At 69.8% G+C, this 15,743-nt stretch carries 13 protein-coding genes; 2 read left to right on the top strand and 11 right to left on the bottom strand.

Annotated elements, in window-relative coordinates; translation table 11 throughout:
* Window positions 1-6 precede the first annotated feature (6 nt).
* Complete coding sequence (gene gltX, locus SK224_RS07425; protein WP_320434098.1) at window positions 7-1,521, bottom strand: glutamate--tRNA ligase; 1,515 nt, start codon at window positions 1,519-1,521, stop codon at window positions 7-9.
* A 20-nt stretch (window positions 1,522-1,541) separates the two neighbouring features.
* Entirely contained in the window at window positions 1,542-2,498 is a 957-nt protein-coding gene (locus tag SK224_RS07420; RefSeq protein ID WP_320434097.1) for a LysR family transcriptional regulator, read from the bottom strand.
* Window positions 2,499-2,582: 84 nt separating this feature from the next.
* Here SK224_RS07420 and SK224_RS07415 point away from each other — a divergent pair, with 84 nt between their 5' ends.
* A complete protein-coding gene (locus tag SK224_RS07415; protein ID WP_320434096.1) occupies window positions 2,583-3,635 on the top strand; it encodes an aminotransferase class V-fold PLP-dependent enzyme in 1,053 nt (350 codons plus the stop codon).
* Here the strand turns inward: SK224_RS07415 and SK224_RS07410 are convergent.
* From SK224_RS07410 to SK224_RS07390, 5 genes are all read right to left on the bottom strand, one after another.
* A complete protein-coding gene (locus SK224_RS07410) occupies window positions 3,632-4,879 on the bottom strand; it encodes an MFS transporter (protein ID WP_320434095.1) in 1,248 nt (415 codons plus the stop codon). The genes SK224_RS07415 and SK224_RS07410 overlap by 4 nt on opposite strands.
* Window positions 4,872-5,639 carry a fumarylacetoacetate hydrolase family protein gene (locus SK224_RS07405; protein WP_274285546.1) on the bottom strand — a complete coding sequence of 256 codons (768 nt, stop codon included), beginning with the start codon at window positions 5,637-5,639 and terminating at the stop codon, window positions 4,872-4,874. The genes SK224_RS07410 and SK224_RS07405 overlap by 8 nt, the downstream gene beginning before the upstream one ends.
* Before the next feature lie 34 nt (window positions 5,640-5,673).
* The gene (locus SK224_RS07400; RefSeq protein ID WP_320434094.1) at window positions 5,674-6,780 is read right to left on the bottom strand and encodes a branched-chain amino acid aminotransferase; all 1,107 of its coding nucleotides are present in this window, start codon (window positions 6,778-6,780) and stop codon (window positions 5,674-5,676) included.
* A gap of 61 nt (window positions 6,781-6,841) precedes the next feature.
* Window positions 6,842-7,894 carry a 3-isopropylmalate dehydrogenase gene (locus tag SK224_RS07395; RefSeq protein WP_320434093.1) on the bottom strand — a complete coding sequence of 351 codons (1,053 nt, stop codon included), beginning with the start codon at window positions 7,892-7,894 and terminating at the stop codon, window positions 6,842-6,844.
* A 29-nt stretch (window positions 7,895-7,923) separates the two neighbouring features.
* Window positions 7,924-9,471 (bottom strand): MFS transporter, encoded by a 1,548-nt coding sequence (locus SK224_RS07390; protein WP_320434092.1) that lies wholly within the window; start codon window positions 9,469-9,471, stop codon window positions 7,924-7,926.
* Between the two features lie 68 nt (window positions 9,472-9,539).
* Between SK224_RS07390 and SK224_RS07385 the strand changes: the two genes are divergently transcribed.
* On the top strand, window positions 9,540-10,085 hold the full coding sequence (locus SK224_RS07385; protein WP_320434091.1) for a helix-turn-helix domain-containing protein: 546 nt from the start codon (window positions 9,540-9,542) through the stop codon (window positions 10,083-10,085).
* A 135-nt stretch (window positions 10,086-10,220) separates the two neighbouring features.
* On the opposite strand, the gene serA is transcribed toward SK224_RS07385, so the two are convergent.
* The 4 genes from serA to adhE form a co-directional block, all read right to left on the bottom strand.
* Window positions 10,221-11,825, bottom strand: a complete 1,605-nt coding sequence (gene serA, locus SK224_RS07380; protein WP_320434090.1) for a phosphoglycerate dehydrogenase — start codon at window positions 11,823-11,825, stop codon at window positions 10,221-10,223.
* Window positions 11,826-11,981: 156 nt separating this feature from the next.
* Complete coding sequence (locus SK224_RS07375; RefSeq protein ID WP_320434089.1) at window positions 11,982-12,326, bottom strand: bacitracin resistance protein; 345 nt, start codon at window positions 12,324-12,326, stop codon at window positions 11,982-11,984.
* Entirely contained in the window at window positions 12,323-12,802 is a 480-nt protein-coding gene (locus tag SK224_RS07370) for a DNA polymerase III subunit gamma/tau (RefSeq protein ID WP_320434088.1), read from the bottom strand. Before SK224_RS07370 ends, SK224_RS07375 begins: the two co-directional genes overlap by 4 nt.
* A 77-nt stretch (window positions 12,803-12,879) precedes the next feature.
* A complete protein-coding gene (gene adhE / locus SK224_RS07365) occupies window positions 12,880-15,570 on the bottom strand; it encodes a bifunctional acetaldehyde-CoA/alcohol dehydrogenase (protein ID WP_137417261.1) in 2,691 nt (896 codons plus the stop codon).
* Window positions 15,571-15,743 lie beyond the last annotated feature (173 nt).

Below are 15,743 nucleotides of genomic sequence, written 5' to 3'. Positions count from 1 at the left end.
GTCGCGTCAGCCGATCTTCTGCACCAGGGCGTCGAGACGGCGGATGCTCTCGGTCTTACCGAGCAGCTCCATCGACTCGAACAGCGGCGGAGACACCCGACGACCGCTGACGGCGACCCGGAGCGGACCGTACGCGACGCGCGGCTTCAGACCGAGCTCCTCGATCAGGGCCTTCTGCAACGCGTCCTGCACGGATGCGGCCGTGAACTCCGCATGCGGCACGAGCTCGAGCGCGTTCACCGAGGCGACGAGCACTTCGCCCGCGTTGGCCGGCAGCGATGCGAGGGCGTCGTCGGCGTACTCCACCTCGTCGCGGAAGAGGAAACCGAGCAGGCCCGGCACGTCGCCCAGCAGCTGCACGCGCTCCTGCACGAGCGGGGCCGCGGCGGCGATGAGCGCCCGCTCGCGATCGTCGAGGGTGTCGCCGATGATGCCGGCATCGCGCAGGTACGGCAGGATGCGGGTCGCGAAGTCCTCGGGCGCCAGCATCCGGATGTGATCGCCGTTGATGGACTCGGCCTTCTTCTGGTCGAAGCGGGCCGGGTTGGGGTTCACATCGGCGATGTCGAAGGCTTCGACGAGCTCTTCCAGCGAGAACACGTCGCGGTCGGGCGCCAGCGACCAGCCGAGGAGCGAGAGGTAGTTGAGCAGGCCCTCGTGGATGAAGCCCTTCTCGCGCTGCAGGAAGAGGTCTGCCTTCGGGTCGCGCTTGGAGAGCTTCTTGTTGCCCTCCTCCCCCAGCACCAGCGGCATGTGCCCGAAGCGCGGCACGAAGTCGGTGACGCCGGCCTCGATCAGCGCACGGTAGAGAGAGAGCTGACGCGCGGTCGAGGGCATGAGGTCCTCGCCGCGGATGACGTGCGTGATGCCCATGAGCGCGTCGTCGACGGGGTTCACGAACGTGTACAGCGGCACGCCGCCCGCACGCACGATGACGAAGTCGGGGAACGACCCGGCCGGGAACGTCACCTCGCCGCGGATGAGGTCGACGTAAGTGAGGTCTTCATCCGGCACGCGAAGGCGGTACGCGGGCTCACGGCCCTCGGCACGGAAGGCGGCCTTCTGCTCCTCGGTGAGCGTGCGGTCGTAGTTGTCGTAGCCGAGTTGCTTGGCGCGGCCGTTCGCCTCGTTGCGCGCGTCGATCTCCTCGGCCGTCGAGTAGCTCTCGTACGCGACGCCCGCGGCAACGAGCTTGTCGAGCACCTCGCGGTAGAGCTCGTGCCGCTGCGACTGCCGGTACGGCGCGTGGGGACCGCCGACCTCGACGCCCTCGTCCCAGTCGATCTCGAGCCAGCGCAGCGCCTCGAGAAGCTGCTGGTAGCTCTCCTCGCTGTCGCGGGCCGCATCCGTGTCTTCGATGCGGAAGACGAGCTTGCCGCCGTTGTGCCGGGCGTACGCCCAGTTGAACAGCGCGGTGCGGATCAGGCCGACGTGCGGCAGGCCCGTGGGCGAGGGGCAGAACCGCACCCGGATGTCGGAGCCGGTTGCGGTCGTGGTGCGGGGATCGGGTGCGGAAACCATAGGCTCCCAGCCTACCCGCGTCACCCCGCCCTGCCGCGGCCCACTCCCGCCGCCTCTGCCGCCTCGCCGACGGCTGCCAGCGCGAGCCGGAGGGCGGGCACCCGGTGCGCGTCGGCGGCCGTCACCACATGCAGCGTGCGCTGCTCCCCCGGCGGAAGAGGCACGGCTTGCACGCCCGGCAGCAGCGGGAACGAGTCGAGGGCGAGTCCCGGGAGGGTCGCCACCCCCGTGCCCCGAGCGACGAGGTTCTCGACGGCGACGATGTTGTCGGTCTCGAACGCGATCCGCGGCGTGAACCCCGCGCGGGCGCAGAGCTCCAGCAGGTGCCCTCGACACCGCGGGCAGCCCGCGATCCAGGATGCGTCGGCCAGCTCGCCCAGTTGGACGACGGAGGCGCCGCCGAGGTCATGGTTGTCGGGAACGACGACGAACATGCGATCCGCACCCAGCGTGCGCACGACAAGACCGCGCGCGCTCTCGCCGTGAGGGTCGTTCTCGTCACCCGGGTAGCTGAACGTGAGCGCGATGTCGGCGCGGTCCTCGCGCACCGCGGCCATCGCCTCGGGAGGTTCCGCCTCGACGTAGGTGACCGCGAGCCCCGGCGCCTTGTCCGAGAGCGCGGCGAGCACCCGCGGCACGAGCGTGGGCGACGCGGAGGGGAATCCTGTGAGCCGCACGCGGCCCGAGGCGAGCCCGCGCAGCTGTGCGAGCTCGTCGGAGGCCGCGTCGATGGAGCGTGCCACGGCATCCGCATGTCTGGCGAGCACGGCGCCGGCCTCCGTGAGGCGCACCCGACGCCCGACGCGCTCGACCACCGGCATCCCGACACGACTCTCGATCCGGCGCACCTGCTGGCTGACGGCGGGCTGGCTGTAGCCGAGCGACGCGGCGGCTGCGGTGATGGAGCCGGTCTCGGCGATCGCGCGCATGACGCGGAACGCCTGGACGGCGAGTTCGCCCTCATCCTGATCGGCCATGCGCCGAATATATAACGCGAGCTTATGGACGCGATGCCCGTTCTGCCGTAGACCGCGACCGCACGCATCCGGATCCTGGAGAACATGACCGCACCGTTGGACCTCACCGCCGTCCGCGCGGCCTTCGATGGCGGTCGGGACTACCTCGCCGCCTGCACGGGCGGCCTGCCGCCGCGCGCGAGTCGCGATGCCCTGATCGCCGACCTCGTGCGTTCGGTCACGCACGGTGCGGATGCGGGGGCCTACTCCGTCATCGTCGAGCAGACGCGCACGCACGCCGCCCGGCTTCTTCAGGTGAGCCGGGATCGTATCGCGATCGGGTCGCAGACCTCGGTCCTGGTGAGCCTCATCGCCGCATCCCTGCCAGAGGGCAGCGAGGTGCTCGTGCCGGACGGAGACTTCTCCTCCCTCGTCCTCCCGTTCGTGCACCGCGGCGGGCTCCGCGTGCGCTGCGCGCCGCTCGCCGAACTCGCCGATGCGGTTCGGTCCGACACGGCCCTCGTGGCGTTCTCGATCGTGCAGTCGGCCTCGGGCGAGGTCGCCGATCACGCGGCGATCACCGCCGCCGCCCGCGCGGTCGGAGCCCGTACGCTGTGCGACGGCACGCAGGCCGTCGGCTGGCTCCCGGTCGACGCCTCCGCGTTCGACGCGTTCGTCGTGCATGCGTACAAGTGGCTGTGCGCTCCGCGCGGCGTCGCCTTCCTCGCCCTCAGCGAGGAGTTTGCCGCGACCTTCACGCCGTTGCACGCGGGCTGGTACGCGGGCGCGGACCCCTGGCAATCCTGCTACGGCGACGCCGCCACACTGGCCTCGGACGCCCGCCGGTTCGATGTCTCCCCGGCGTGGCAGGCGTTCGTGGGGGCCGAACCCGCACTCGGGCTCTTCGCCAACGCCGACATGGCCGCGATCCACCGGCACACGACGGATCTTGCGACACGCTTCCTCACCGGGATGGGTCTGCCCTCACCCGCCACGCCGAGCGCCATCGTGACGTGGCCCGATCCGGATGCCTCCGACCTCGCACGGCTGCAGGCCGCGGGAATCACGGCGTCCGGACGCGCCGGTCGAGCCCGCCTCGCGTTCCACGTCTTCAACGACCAGGACGACGTCGACCGCGCGCTGCGCGCCCTGCGTTAAGCCGCGTCGCGCCTCGAGCGCGCGAGCGGAGACGCCGCCACGACCACGACGACGAGCACGAGGGTCACGAAAGCCAGACCGCCGAATCCGATCCAGCCGAGGATGAGCCCGGCCAGGATCGCGCCGGCCGCTCCCACCAGGTTCATCGCGAGGTCGCTGCGACCCTGCCGGCGGGTGCGCATCGCCTCACTGCTGGTCTCCACGAGCAACGCCGCACCCGCCACGGTCGACGCGCTCCAGCCGAGCCCCAGCAGCACGAGCCCGATGGTGACCGCGGTGTTCGAGTTCTGGCCCAGACCCGACACGAGCAGGGATGCGGCGAGCAGCCCCTGCCCCAGCAGAATCGTCGCGACGCGACCGATGCGGTCGGCGAGGATTCCGAACACGGGCGACAGGGCGTACATCCCCGCGATGTGCAGGCTGATCGTGAGCCCGACGATCGTGAGGCTCGCCCCATGGTGGACGAGGTGCACGGGGGTCATGGCCATGACCGCGACCATCGTGCCGTGAGAGGCGGCGATCGCGAGGATCGCATACCGCGCGGCCACGGGCCGATCGGCTCGGGCGATCCGAGGGCCGGCACCCGCCGCATCCCGGGCGACCAGGCGTTGCGCCAGTACGAGCGGATCGGGGCGGAGCGCGGCGACGTACAGGACGACCGCAAGCACCTGAGCCACGATCGTGAACAGGTACGGACCGGTCAGCGGGGGCATGCCGACGAGATCGCCGAGCGCCTGCCCGGGGCCCACCAGATTCGGCCCGAGGACGGCGCCCACCGTCGTCGCCCACACCACCACCGAGATGTCTCGACCGCGCGACGCGTCCGTCGCGAGGTCCGCCGCAGCGAAGCGCGACTGCAGGTTCGCCGCCTGCCCGGCACCGATCAGCACGACACCCGCCAGCAGCAGCGGGAAGGATGCGGCCGCCACCGCGCCGATGACCAGGAGGACGCCGATCAGCGCCACGGAGAGCCCGGCCGCGAGCGCGGGACGCCGCCCGCTCCGCCTGGCGAGAGCCGCGAGCGGGATGGCGAACGCCGCAGCTCCCAGCGTGACCGCCGCCGTCGCCCAGCCAGAGAACGCCTCGTCGCCGGACAGCTCGGTGGCGAGGATCGCGCCGAGCGAGATCGTCGCACCGAAGGCGATGCCGCCGAGGATCTGGCCGGACGAGAGCAGCCACAGCGTGCGGCGCCGGATGCGGGTCAGCTCCGACGCGTCCGGCAGCAGGTCGGTGGCCTCAGGCATCGCGCACGGTGTTGCGCAGAACGCCGATCCCCTCGACCTCGACCTCCACCTCGTCGCCGGCTACGAGCGGTCCGACACCGGCGGGGGTTCCGGTCATGATGACGTCGCCCGGCAGCAGCGTGAACACCGACGAGGCGTAGGCGATCAGCTCGGCGATCGGGAACATCAGATCGGTGAGCGGTGCCGACTGGCGCTCGTCGCCGTTGACACGCGTCACGACGCGCGCTGCGGACGCGGGATCGAACTCCGTCTCGATGACGGGTCCGAGCGGGCAGAAGGTGTCGAAGCCCTTGGCGCGTGACCACTGGCCGTCGCTGCGCTGAAGGTCGCGCGCGGTCACGTCGTTGCCGACCGTGTACCCGAACACGACATCGAGCGCCTTCTCCACCGGCACGTTCTTCGCGATGCGACCGATCACCACGACCAACTCGCCCTCGAAGTCGACCCGCTCGGACTGCGTGGGACGCACGATGACGTCGCCCGGACCGATCACCGCCGTGTTGGGCTTGAGGAACATCAGCGGCTCGGCGGGGACATCGTTGCCGAGCTCCTCCGCGTGCGCGCGGTAGTTGCGTCCGATCGCCACGACCTTGGATCGCGGGATCACCGGCGCCAGCAGCGCCACATCCGCGATCGGGATGCGCTTGCCCGTGGGCTCGAAGCCGGCGAACATCGGGTCCCCGGCGAGCTGCACCAGCTCGTCGTCGTCGACGATTCCGTAAGCGATGGCGTCCTGGTGGCTGAAACGAGCGATCTTCACCTGTTCAGCCTATCCAGGACGCCCCGCTGCGGGATCAGGCGTCGAGCCGGACGAGCCAGTTGTGCCTGTCTTCGCGACGTCCGTACTGGATGTCGGTCAGCTCCTCGCGCAGCGACAGCGCGAGCGAGCCGGTCGGCTGCTCGTCGAAGAAGTTCTTGCCCTTGAGCTGACCGATCGGTGTGACCACCGCGGCCGTGCCGCAGGCGAACACCTCGACGATGTCGCCCGAGGCGACGCCGTCGCGCCACTCGGCCAGCGACACGGCGCGCCCCTCGACCTTGTGGCCGCGGTCGATCGCGAGCTGCAGGATCGAGTCGCGCGTGATGCCCTCGAGGATCGAGTCGGACTGCGGGGTAACCAGCGTGCCGTCCTTCTTGACGAACACGATGTTCATGCCGCCGAGCTCCTCGACGTTGCCGTCCTGATCGAGGAACACGACCTGGTCGCACTCGTTCTCGTACGCCTCGGACTGCGGCAGGAGGCTGGCCGCGTAGTTGCCACCGGTCTTGGCCGCGCCCGTACCGCCCTTGCCGGCGCGGGAGTAGTCCTCGCTCAGCCAGATCGAGACCGGCTGCACGCCGCCCTTGAAGTAGGCGCCCGCGGGGCTTGCGATGAGGTAGTACGCGACCTTCTGCGCGGGACGCACGCCCAGGAACGCCTCCTTGGCGAACATGAACGGGCGCAGGTACAGGCTCTGATCGGCGCCGGCCGGCACCCAGGCCGCATCCACCTTGATCAACTCGCGCAGCGACTGCACGAAGTACGACACCGGCAGCTCCGGCAGCGCGAGGCGCCGCGCCGAACGCTGCAGACGACGGCCGTTCTGGTCGGGGCGGAACGTGTGGATCGAGCCGTCTGCGTGACGGTAGGCCTTGATGCCCTCGAAGATCTCCTGGCCGTAGTGCAGGACGGCAGCGGCGGGATCCAGCGAGATCGGACCGTAGGGCTGCACACGCGGACGGTGCCAGCCGCCGCGCATCGACCAGCAGATGTCGACCATGTGGTCGGTGAAGGCGGTGCCGAAGCCGGGGTTCTCGAGGATCTGCTCGCGCTCCGCGGTGCCGCGGGCGGCGAGGTTGCGGGTGACGGCGAACTCGAGCGGTGCGAGGCCCTGGTCGGGATCGGTGTCGAGGAGTGTCATGAGGATCTCGCTTCATCTGCGCCTGGCGGCGCGGTCACGGGCGACGGCTGCGGGCTCCAGATTACGCCTGGAGCCGCGCGATGATCGCGTCGCCGATCTGTGCTGTGGTGCGGACCGAATCGGACCGCTCGGCGATGTCGGCCTCGACCGCGCGGGTAAGGCGGTCGGCGTCATCGCGCAGTCCGAGATGGTTCAGCAGGAGAGCGACCGAGAGGATCGCGGCCGTGGGGTCGGCCTTCTGCTGGCCCGCGATGTCGGGAGCCGAACCGTGAACGGGCTCGAACATCGACGGGAAGTCGCCGTCGGGATTGATGTTCCCGGATGCGGCGAGGCCGATGCCACCGGTGACGGCACCTGCCAGGTCGGTCAGGATGTCACCGAAGAGGTTGTCGGTGACGATCACGTCGAAGCGGCTGGGGTTCGTGACCAGGAAGATCGTGGCCGCGTCGACGTGCAGATAGTCTACGGCGACGTCGGGGTGCTCGGTCGCCACTTCATCGACGATCCGCTTCCAGATGCCCCCGGCGTGCACGAGCACGTTGGTCTTGTGCACGAGGGTGAGCTTCTTGCGGCGACGCTCCGCCTCGGCGAACGCGAAACGCACCACGCGCTCGACGCCGAACGCCGTGTTCACCGAGGTCTCGTTCGCCACCTCGTGCGGGGTGCCCACGCGGATCGCGCCGCCGTTACCGACGTACGGCCCCTCGGTACCCTCGCGCACCACGACGAAGTCGATCTCTCCGGGGTCGGCGAGCGGCCCGCTCGCGCCGGGATACAGCTTGGACGGGCGCAGGTTCACGTAGTGATCGAGGGCGAATCGCAGCTTGAGCAGCAGGCCGCGCTCGATGTTCGCGTTCTTGAGGCGCGGGTCGCCGGGCACTCCCCCGACGGCGCCGAGCAGGATCGCGTCGTGCGCGGCGATCGCCGCCAGGTCGTCGTCGGTGAGGGTGTCGCCGGTCTCGAGATACCGCGCGGCACCGAGCGAGAACCAGGTGCGCTCGAACGTGACGTCGGTGCCAGCGGCCACCGCTTCGAGAACCTTGTCGGCTTCGGCGACGACCTCCGGACCGATTCCGTCACCGGGGATGACGGCGAGCTTCACGACGCGCGACATGGCACTCCTGTCTCAGGATGCCGCGGGCATCACCGCCGCGGCGAGTTGCGGGATGGTCCCAGCGTAGTGGGGGCGCTGTCCGCCCCCACGACGACGAGACCCGCGCCGATGAGCGAGGTGACGCCGACACCGGCGTCGAAGGCGTGCGCCGCCGCATCCCGAAGCGCGGCGCCGGTCTGGGGCGCGAGCTGGTTCGCGGCGCTCACGGCGCCCGCCAGCGTCTCGCGCGCAGCATCCGCGACATCCGCGGGCACACCCTGCGGCACGACGAGGTTCGCGCGGTAGAGCGCGGTGAGCAGCCCCCCGAGCAGCGACGTTCCCAGCACGGCGCCCACCTCGTACGCCGTCTCGGAGACGGCGCTGGCCGCTCCCGCCTTCGCGGGCGGGGCGCTGGCGAGCACGAGCTCGTTCGAGACGGTCTCGGCCGCGCCGATTCCGATGCCCAGCACCATGAAGGCGACCACGAGCAGCGCCACCGAGCCCGGGTCCGTGGACAGCGCGACCATGACGTATCCCGCGAACGAGAACACCAGGGCCACCGGGATCACCACGCGCGGCGAGACGCGCTTGGCGACCGGGACGACCGCGAGTCCCGCGACGATCATGAGCGCGAGACCGGGCACGAGCGCGAGCCCTGCGGTCATCGGCGAGAGGCCGACAATGAGCTGCAGGTGCTGCGAGACGAAGTAGATGAAGCCCACCAGCGCGAGCACGCTCAGCAGGTTGACGAGCAGCGCACCGCTGAACGCACCCCGCGCGAACAGACGGACATCCAGCATGGGCGTCTCGGAGCGCCGCTGGCGGCGCACGAACAGCACACCGAACCCGACGCCGGCCACGAGCAGTGCGGCGACCAGCGGGCTCGGGCCGTGTGCCGCCGCTTCCTTGATCGCGTAAACGATCGGCACCATGGTCGCCATGGAGAGCACGATGCTCACCGGGTCCACGCGGCCGGGATTCGGGTCGCGACTCTCCGGCACCAGGATCGGCGCGAGCACGAGCAGCGGAATGAGCACGGGCACCGCCATCAGGAACACGGAGCCCCAGGCGAAGTGCTCGAGGAGGAACCCGCCCACGACGGGACCGAGCGCCGCGCCCGCCGAGAACATGGCAGCCCAGACGGCGATCGCGAGACGCCGCTGGTTGCGGTCGGTGAAGATGCTCCGCAGCAGCGACAGCGTGGAGGGCATCAGCATCGCGCCGAAGACGCCCATGACGGCACGGGCGGCGATCAGCAGCTCGGCGCTGGGCGCGAACGCGCCGAGGGCAGAGACGGCGGCGAAGCCCGTGGCGCCGATCAGCAGCATCCGACGACGTCCGAAGCGGTCGCCGAGCGTGCCCATCGTCACGAGAGATCCCGCCAGCACGAGCGGATACACATCGATGATCCAGAGCTGCTGCGTACTGGTGGGCTGCAGTTGCAGCGCGATCTCCGGGAGCGCGAAGCTCAGCACGGTGTTGTCGACCGCGACCAGCAGCACGGGGAGCATGAGGACGACGAGCGCCGCCCAGCCGCGCCACCCGACGCGGCGCCCCTCGGCCTCGGCGATGGCGATGTCTTGAGTGAGTGTGTTCATAAGTTTCTATACCGTCCGGCTGGTATAGTAACAGAGATGAAACGTTCTCCGTCAGTACGATCGAGACCATGAGTCGCCCTCCGCGCGCCCGTGAGCTGGTGCTCGACGCCTTCGAGAGACTTCTCGTCACCGAGGGCGAACGGGCGGCGACGATGGATGCGACGGCCCGGGCGGCCGGGGTCTCGAAGGGTGGCCTTCTCTACCACTTCGGGTCGAAGGACGCCTTGGAGACCGGCCTGCTCGAACGCCTCCACGTACTCGTCGACGAGGACCTGGATCGCATGGCCGCGTCGGCGGAAGGCCCCGTCGCCTACTTCGTGCGCACGTCCGCGATGAGCGATGACGCACTGGATCGCGCGCTCGTCGCCGTCTCGCGGCTCGCCCAGGGCGGGCACACGGCAGCGGGCACGGCGCTGCGCACCATCCGGGACCGCTGGGCTGATGCACTGCGCGCGCACGTGGCGAGCGAGGCGGCCTTGGATCTCGTGATGCTCGTGAGCGATGGCCTGTACTTCAACAACGCCCTCGAGGGCGACGGCGTCGCCGGCCCCACCCCGACCGGTGCCGCGATGGACGCCCTGGTTGAGATCGTCACGCGCGCCGCGCGCGGCTGACCCGCCCGCGGCGGCACGCGCCGAACGCGCATCCGCAATTCAGGAGAGATCCCTCCCGCAGGGAGATCCGCGCCGAATCGTCCTGCTCAGTGGCGATCTCCTGAAGAAGGGATGCGGATGCCGCGGCGACGCGCCTCAGGACTCGGTGATCTCGATCTGGCGGAACAAGTCGGCCTGGATGGCGGAGCCCACCTCGGCGAGCAGTTCGTCGGGCACGGGCGAGTCGACGGTCAGCACGGACAGGGCCTGTCCCCCGGCCGCGCGGCGGGCGATCTGCATGCCGGCGATGTTGATGCCGGCCTCGCCGAACCGCTGACCGTAGACGGCGACGATTCCGGGGCGGTCGGTGTACTGCATCACGATGTGGTGCTTCTCGATCGGCAGCTCGAGGGCGTGGCCGTTGATGGCGACGATCTTCTCGATCTGCTTCGTGCCGGTGAGCGTGCCCGACACCGAGAGCTGCGAGCCGTCGGACAGGGCGCCCGCGACCGTGATGACGTTGCGGTACTCCTCGCTCACGCCGTCGACGATGAGGCGCACCTCGATGCCGCGCTGCTCGGCCAGTAGCGGCGCGTTCACGTACGACACCGACTCGCTGACGATGTTCGTGAACACCCCCTTGAGGGCGGCGAGCTTCAGCACGCTGACGTCGTAGTCCTTGAGCTCGCCGTGCACCTCGACGTCGATGCTTGTGACGGGCGAGACGGCCAGCGCGGAGAAGATCTGACCGAGCTTCTCGACGAGTGCGATGCCCGGACGGACATACGGGTCGATGACGCCGCCGGCGACGTTGACCGCATCCGGGACGAGCTCGCCAGACAGCGCCAGGCGCACGGACTTGGCCACCGAGACGCCGGCCTTCTCCTGCGCCTCGTCGGTCGATGCGCCGAGGTGCGGGGTGACGACCACGTTCGGCAGCGACAGCAGGCGGGCGGCGTCGCTGTCGGCAGCGGGCGGCTCGCTCGAGAACACGTCGAGACCGGCACCGGCGATCTCGCCGGAGATCAGAGCGTCGGCGAGAGCTGCCTCGTCGATCAGCCCGCCACGGGCGACGTTCACCACGAACGCGGTCGGCTTCATGCGACGTAGCTGCTCGGTGCTGATCATGCCCGTGGTCTCGGGCGTCTTGGGCATGTGGATGGTGATGAAGTCGCTCTGCTCGAGCAGTTCGTCGAGCGTGAGGAGCTCGACGCCCAGCTGCTGGGCACGGGCGCTCGTGACGTAGGGGTCGTAGGCGACGACACGCATGTCGAACGCCTGCAGGCGGGCGGCGATCAGCGCGCCGATGCGGCCGAGGCCGATGATGCCCACGGTCTTCTCGAAGAGCTCGGTACCGGTGAAAGAGCTGCGCTTCCAGGCGCCGGACGAGAGCGACGCGTGCGCGGCCGGGATGCGGCGCGCGAGGCTCAGGATGTGTCCGACCGTGAGCTCCGCCGCGGAGATGATGTTCGAGGTCGGCGCATTGACGACCATGACGCCGGCGGTCGTCGCCGCCTTGATGTCGACGTTGTCGAGACCGACGCCCGCGCGGGCGATGACCTTCAGCGCCGGTGCGGCGGCGATGGCCTCCGCATCCATCCGCGTCGCCGAGCGCACGAGCACCGCGTGCGCCTCCGCGAGGGCGGGCAGGAGCGCGGCACGGTCTGCTCCATCGACGTGGCGCACGTCGAAATCGGGCCCGAGGGCGTCGATCGTGGCGGGAGAGAGCTCTTCAGCGATGAGGACGACGGGCTTGGTCACAGCGGATGTCCTTTGACACATGCGGGACCGCGTGCAGAGCACGACGGCGCGAGGCGGGTGGAAGCGCGTCGCGGGCGGGCCGGCCGCGCACTTGCCAGCCTACTGCCCCGGCCGCGGTGCCCCCGACCGTGTGACAGGACGTTGGGCCTTCGGATCTCAGGCGTTGTAGAGCGCGGGGGTGACCGACGCGTAGGCGAAGATGTCGAGCCAGAAGACGGCGACCAGGCACAGGCCGAGCAGGAGCAGAAGCGCGAAGGGCCCCGCCTTGCGCCGCCAGCCGAGGGCGAAGCAGCCGGCGAACACGAGGATCGGGAACAGCACGGGCAGCAGCAGGACGAACCAGCCGTAGCCGGTGAGCCCGGCGTCTCCGCCGGCCTGCTGGAACAGGAACCCGAGCGCCGTCCAGAGCGCGAACGCGAAGAAGAGGGCAGCGAAGCCGGCGATCGTGACGATGAGCCAGACCGGCAGCGCGACGCGGCGCGCGGACGTCGTGGTGCTCATGCTCCCACTCCCGTCATGAGGAACGGCCACGGCAGCAGCACCACCGCACCGACGACCAGGGCCACGATCCGCAGCCACATCGGTCGGGAGCGCGTCAGCACCATCGTGGTCGCGAACCAGACGGCGGGGGCCACGATCGCCAGGATCCACGCCGCGATGTGCGCGGCGGGGTTGATGAACAGCTGTGCGACGAACTGCAGGCGCGATCCGCCGATGAACCACCCGACGGCGAGCAGCAGATAGATCCCACCGAACACGCCGAGCGTCACGAGCGCGACGTTGCTCATCGGCGCGGCCTCGGCGTCGGTGGAGGCGGATGCGGGAACCGCCTCCGTCTCGGCGTCCAGACGCGTCGCAGGCGTCACGTCCGCCCGCTCCTGCGGGGCGGATGCGGCCCGGCGGGGCGCCACCTGCGGGGCGAGCGTCGGGTCGTCGTCACCGTCCCAGCTGAGAGCGTCGTCGTCGCGCGAAACCATGCCTCGACCCTACCGCCTGGCACGGCGAAGGCCCCGGGATCACGAGGATCCCGGGGCCCGGACGCCGAGAAGGGGATTCAGGCGTCCTGCGTCGGACGGGCGGGCTCAGTCGCCGCATCCGCCGCAGCTTCGGCGTGCGCACGAGCAGCGCGCACTTCGTCGAACGAGGTGCCGTAGTAGGCGGCCTCCATGAGGGTCCGCATGTCCGCGAGCAGCGGCAGACGCGGGTTGGCCGGAGCGCACTGGTCGCCGTAGGCGGCCATGGCCAGCTCGTCGAGGCGGCCGATGAAGTCGCCCTCCGCAACACCCTGCGCCTGGAACGAGCGCTCGATGCCGACGGCGTCGCGCAGCTTCTCGACGGCGCGGGCGTAGCTCTCGACGCCCTGCTCCGGCGTGTCCGCCTTCAGCCCGAGGTGCTTGGCGATCTCCTGGTAGCGCTCCGGCGCGATGTAGCGCTCGTACTTCGGCCAGCTCGTGACCTTGCTGGGGACGCGGCCGTTGTAGCGGATCGCGTGCGGCAGGTAGATCGCGTTGGTGCGGCCGTGCACGAGGTGGAACTTCGAACCGGTGACGTGGGCCATGGCGTGCACGATCCCGAGGAACGCGTTGCCGAACGCCATGCCGGCGATGGATGCGGCGTTGTGCATCTTCTCGCGGGCCTGCAGGTCGGCGGCATCCTTGGAACCCGCCGGCGCCTGCGTGGAGCGCACGATGTTCTCGAAGATCAGCTTGATCGCGTGCAGCGCGAGACCGTCGGTGTAGTCGTTCGCGTAGACGGACACGTACGCCTCGGTCGCGTGGGTGAGGGCGTCGAAGCCCGCATCCGCCACGAGGAAGGCCGGCAGCGCCGCAGTCAGCGTCGGGTCGATGATGGCGACCGACGGGGTGAGCGCGTAGTCCGCGAGCGGGTACTTCATGCCCGTGGTCTCGTCGGTGATCACCGCGAACGGCGTCATCTCGCTTCCGGTGCCCGACGTCGTCGGCACGCAGACGAGCTTCGCCTTGGCGCCGAGCTCGGGGAACTTGAAGGCGCGCTTGCGCACATCGAAGAACTTCTCCCGCATGTCGGAGAACTGCACGTCGGGGTTCTCGTACAGCAGCCACATGACCTTCGCCGCGTCCATGGGCGAGCCGCCGCCGAGCGCGATGATCGTGTCGGGCTGGAACTCGCGCATCTGCGCGGCGCCGGCCTGCACGCTCGCCACGGTGGGCTCGGGCAGCACCCGGTCGATGATCTGCAGGTGCACAGGCGTCGCCCGGCGGTGCAGGATGTCGACGACCCGGTCGACGAAGCCCATCTTGGTCATCGTGGCGTCGGTGACGATCGTGACCCGATCGATGTGCTTCATGTCGATCAGATAGCGCAGCGCGTTCGGCTCGAAGTAGGTCTTCGCCGGGATCTTGAACCACTGCAGGTTGTTGTTGCGCCGACCGACGCGCTTGATGTTCAACAGATTCACCGCCGAGACGTTGTTCGAGACCGAGTTGTGACCGTAGGAGCCGCAGCCGAGGGTCAGCGACGGCATGAACGCGTTGTAGATGTCGCCGATGCCGCCGAGGGCTGACGGGGCGTTCTCGATGATCCGAACGGCCTTCACGCGGTCGGCGAAGTCGGCGATCACCGCGGGGTCGTTGCTGTGGATCGCGCCGGAGTGGCCGAGGCCGTCGAAGGCGACCATCTGCTCGGCGAGGTCGATGCCCTCCTGGGGGTTGCGGGCGTGGAGCACGGCCAGCACCGGCGCGAGCTTCTCGCGCGTCAGGGGCTCGTGCGGTCCGACGCCGGAGACCTCGGCGAGGATGATCGACGTGTCCGCGGGGACCTCGAAGCCGGCCTGCTGAGCGATCCACGCGGGCGACTGCCCGACGACGGATGCGTTGAGCTTCGCGTCGGCGCAGTTGGCGCTGTCGGCGGCCACACCGAAGATGAACTCCTCCAGCAGGCGCTTCTCGGCCGGCGTCGCCATGTAGGCGTGCAGGCGCGCGAACTCCGCGAGGGCTTCCTTCGCGATCGGAGCGTCGAGGATCACGGCCTGCTCCGAGGCGCAGACCATGCCGTTGTCGAACGACTTCGAGATCACGATGTCGTTGACCGCGCGACCGACCTTCGCGGTGCGCTCGATGAAGGCGGGCACGTTACCGGCGCCGACGCCGAGGGCGGGCTTGCCGCAGGAGTAGGCCGCACGCACCATGGCGTTGCCGCCGGTGGCGAGGATAAGCGCGACGCCGGGGTGGTTCATGAGCTCGCCCGACGCCTCCATCGACGGCTCCTCGATCCACTGGATGCAGTCGGCGGGCGCACCTGCGGCGACAGCCGCATCGCGCACGACCGTCGCAGCGGCCACGGACGAGCGCTGAGCGGACGGGTGGAACCCGAAGACGATGGGGTTGCGGGTCTTCAGCGCGATAAGCGACTTGAAGATCGTCGTCGACGTCGGGTTCGTCACCGGAGTGAGGGCGCACACGACGCCGACCGGGTCGGCGATCTCGGTGATGCCGGTGAGCTCGTCGGTCGAGATCACGCCGACCGTGCGCTGGTTGATGATCGAGTTCGTGACGTGTTCGCAGGCGAACATGTTCTTCACGGCCTTGTCCTCGAACGTGCCTCGGCGCGTCTCTTCGACGGCGAGCACGGCGAGGTCGGCGTGGTGGCTGAGGGCAGCGACCGACGCCTTGCGGACGATCTGGTCGATCTGCTCCTGGGTGAAGGATGCGTACGCGGCCAGAGCTTCTTGGGCCCGGTCGACGAGGGCATCGATGACGACAGACATCGGAAAACTCCCACTCTGCGCGGTCATTCGCCGCGCGTCATGGGACCAGATTATGAATTGGTCAGACCACTACCCAGGGCCCAAGGTCCCACGGAAAAGACCCGGCCACCGCATCCTGTGTTCGGGATGCGGTGGCCGGGCCAGGTCCGCCGCGTGGTGCACGGCGAGGTGTT

The sequence above is a fragment of the Microbacterium sp. BG28 genome (assembly GCF_034044005.1).
In the GTDB taxonomy this organism is placed as follows: Bacteria; Actinomycetota; Actinomycetes; order Actinomycetales; family Microbacteriaceae; genus Microbacterium.
The sequence above is the reverse complement of the archived record's forward strand: the minus strand, read 5'-3'. Positions and strand labels throughout refer to the sequence as shown.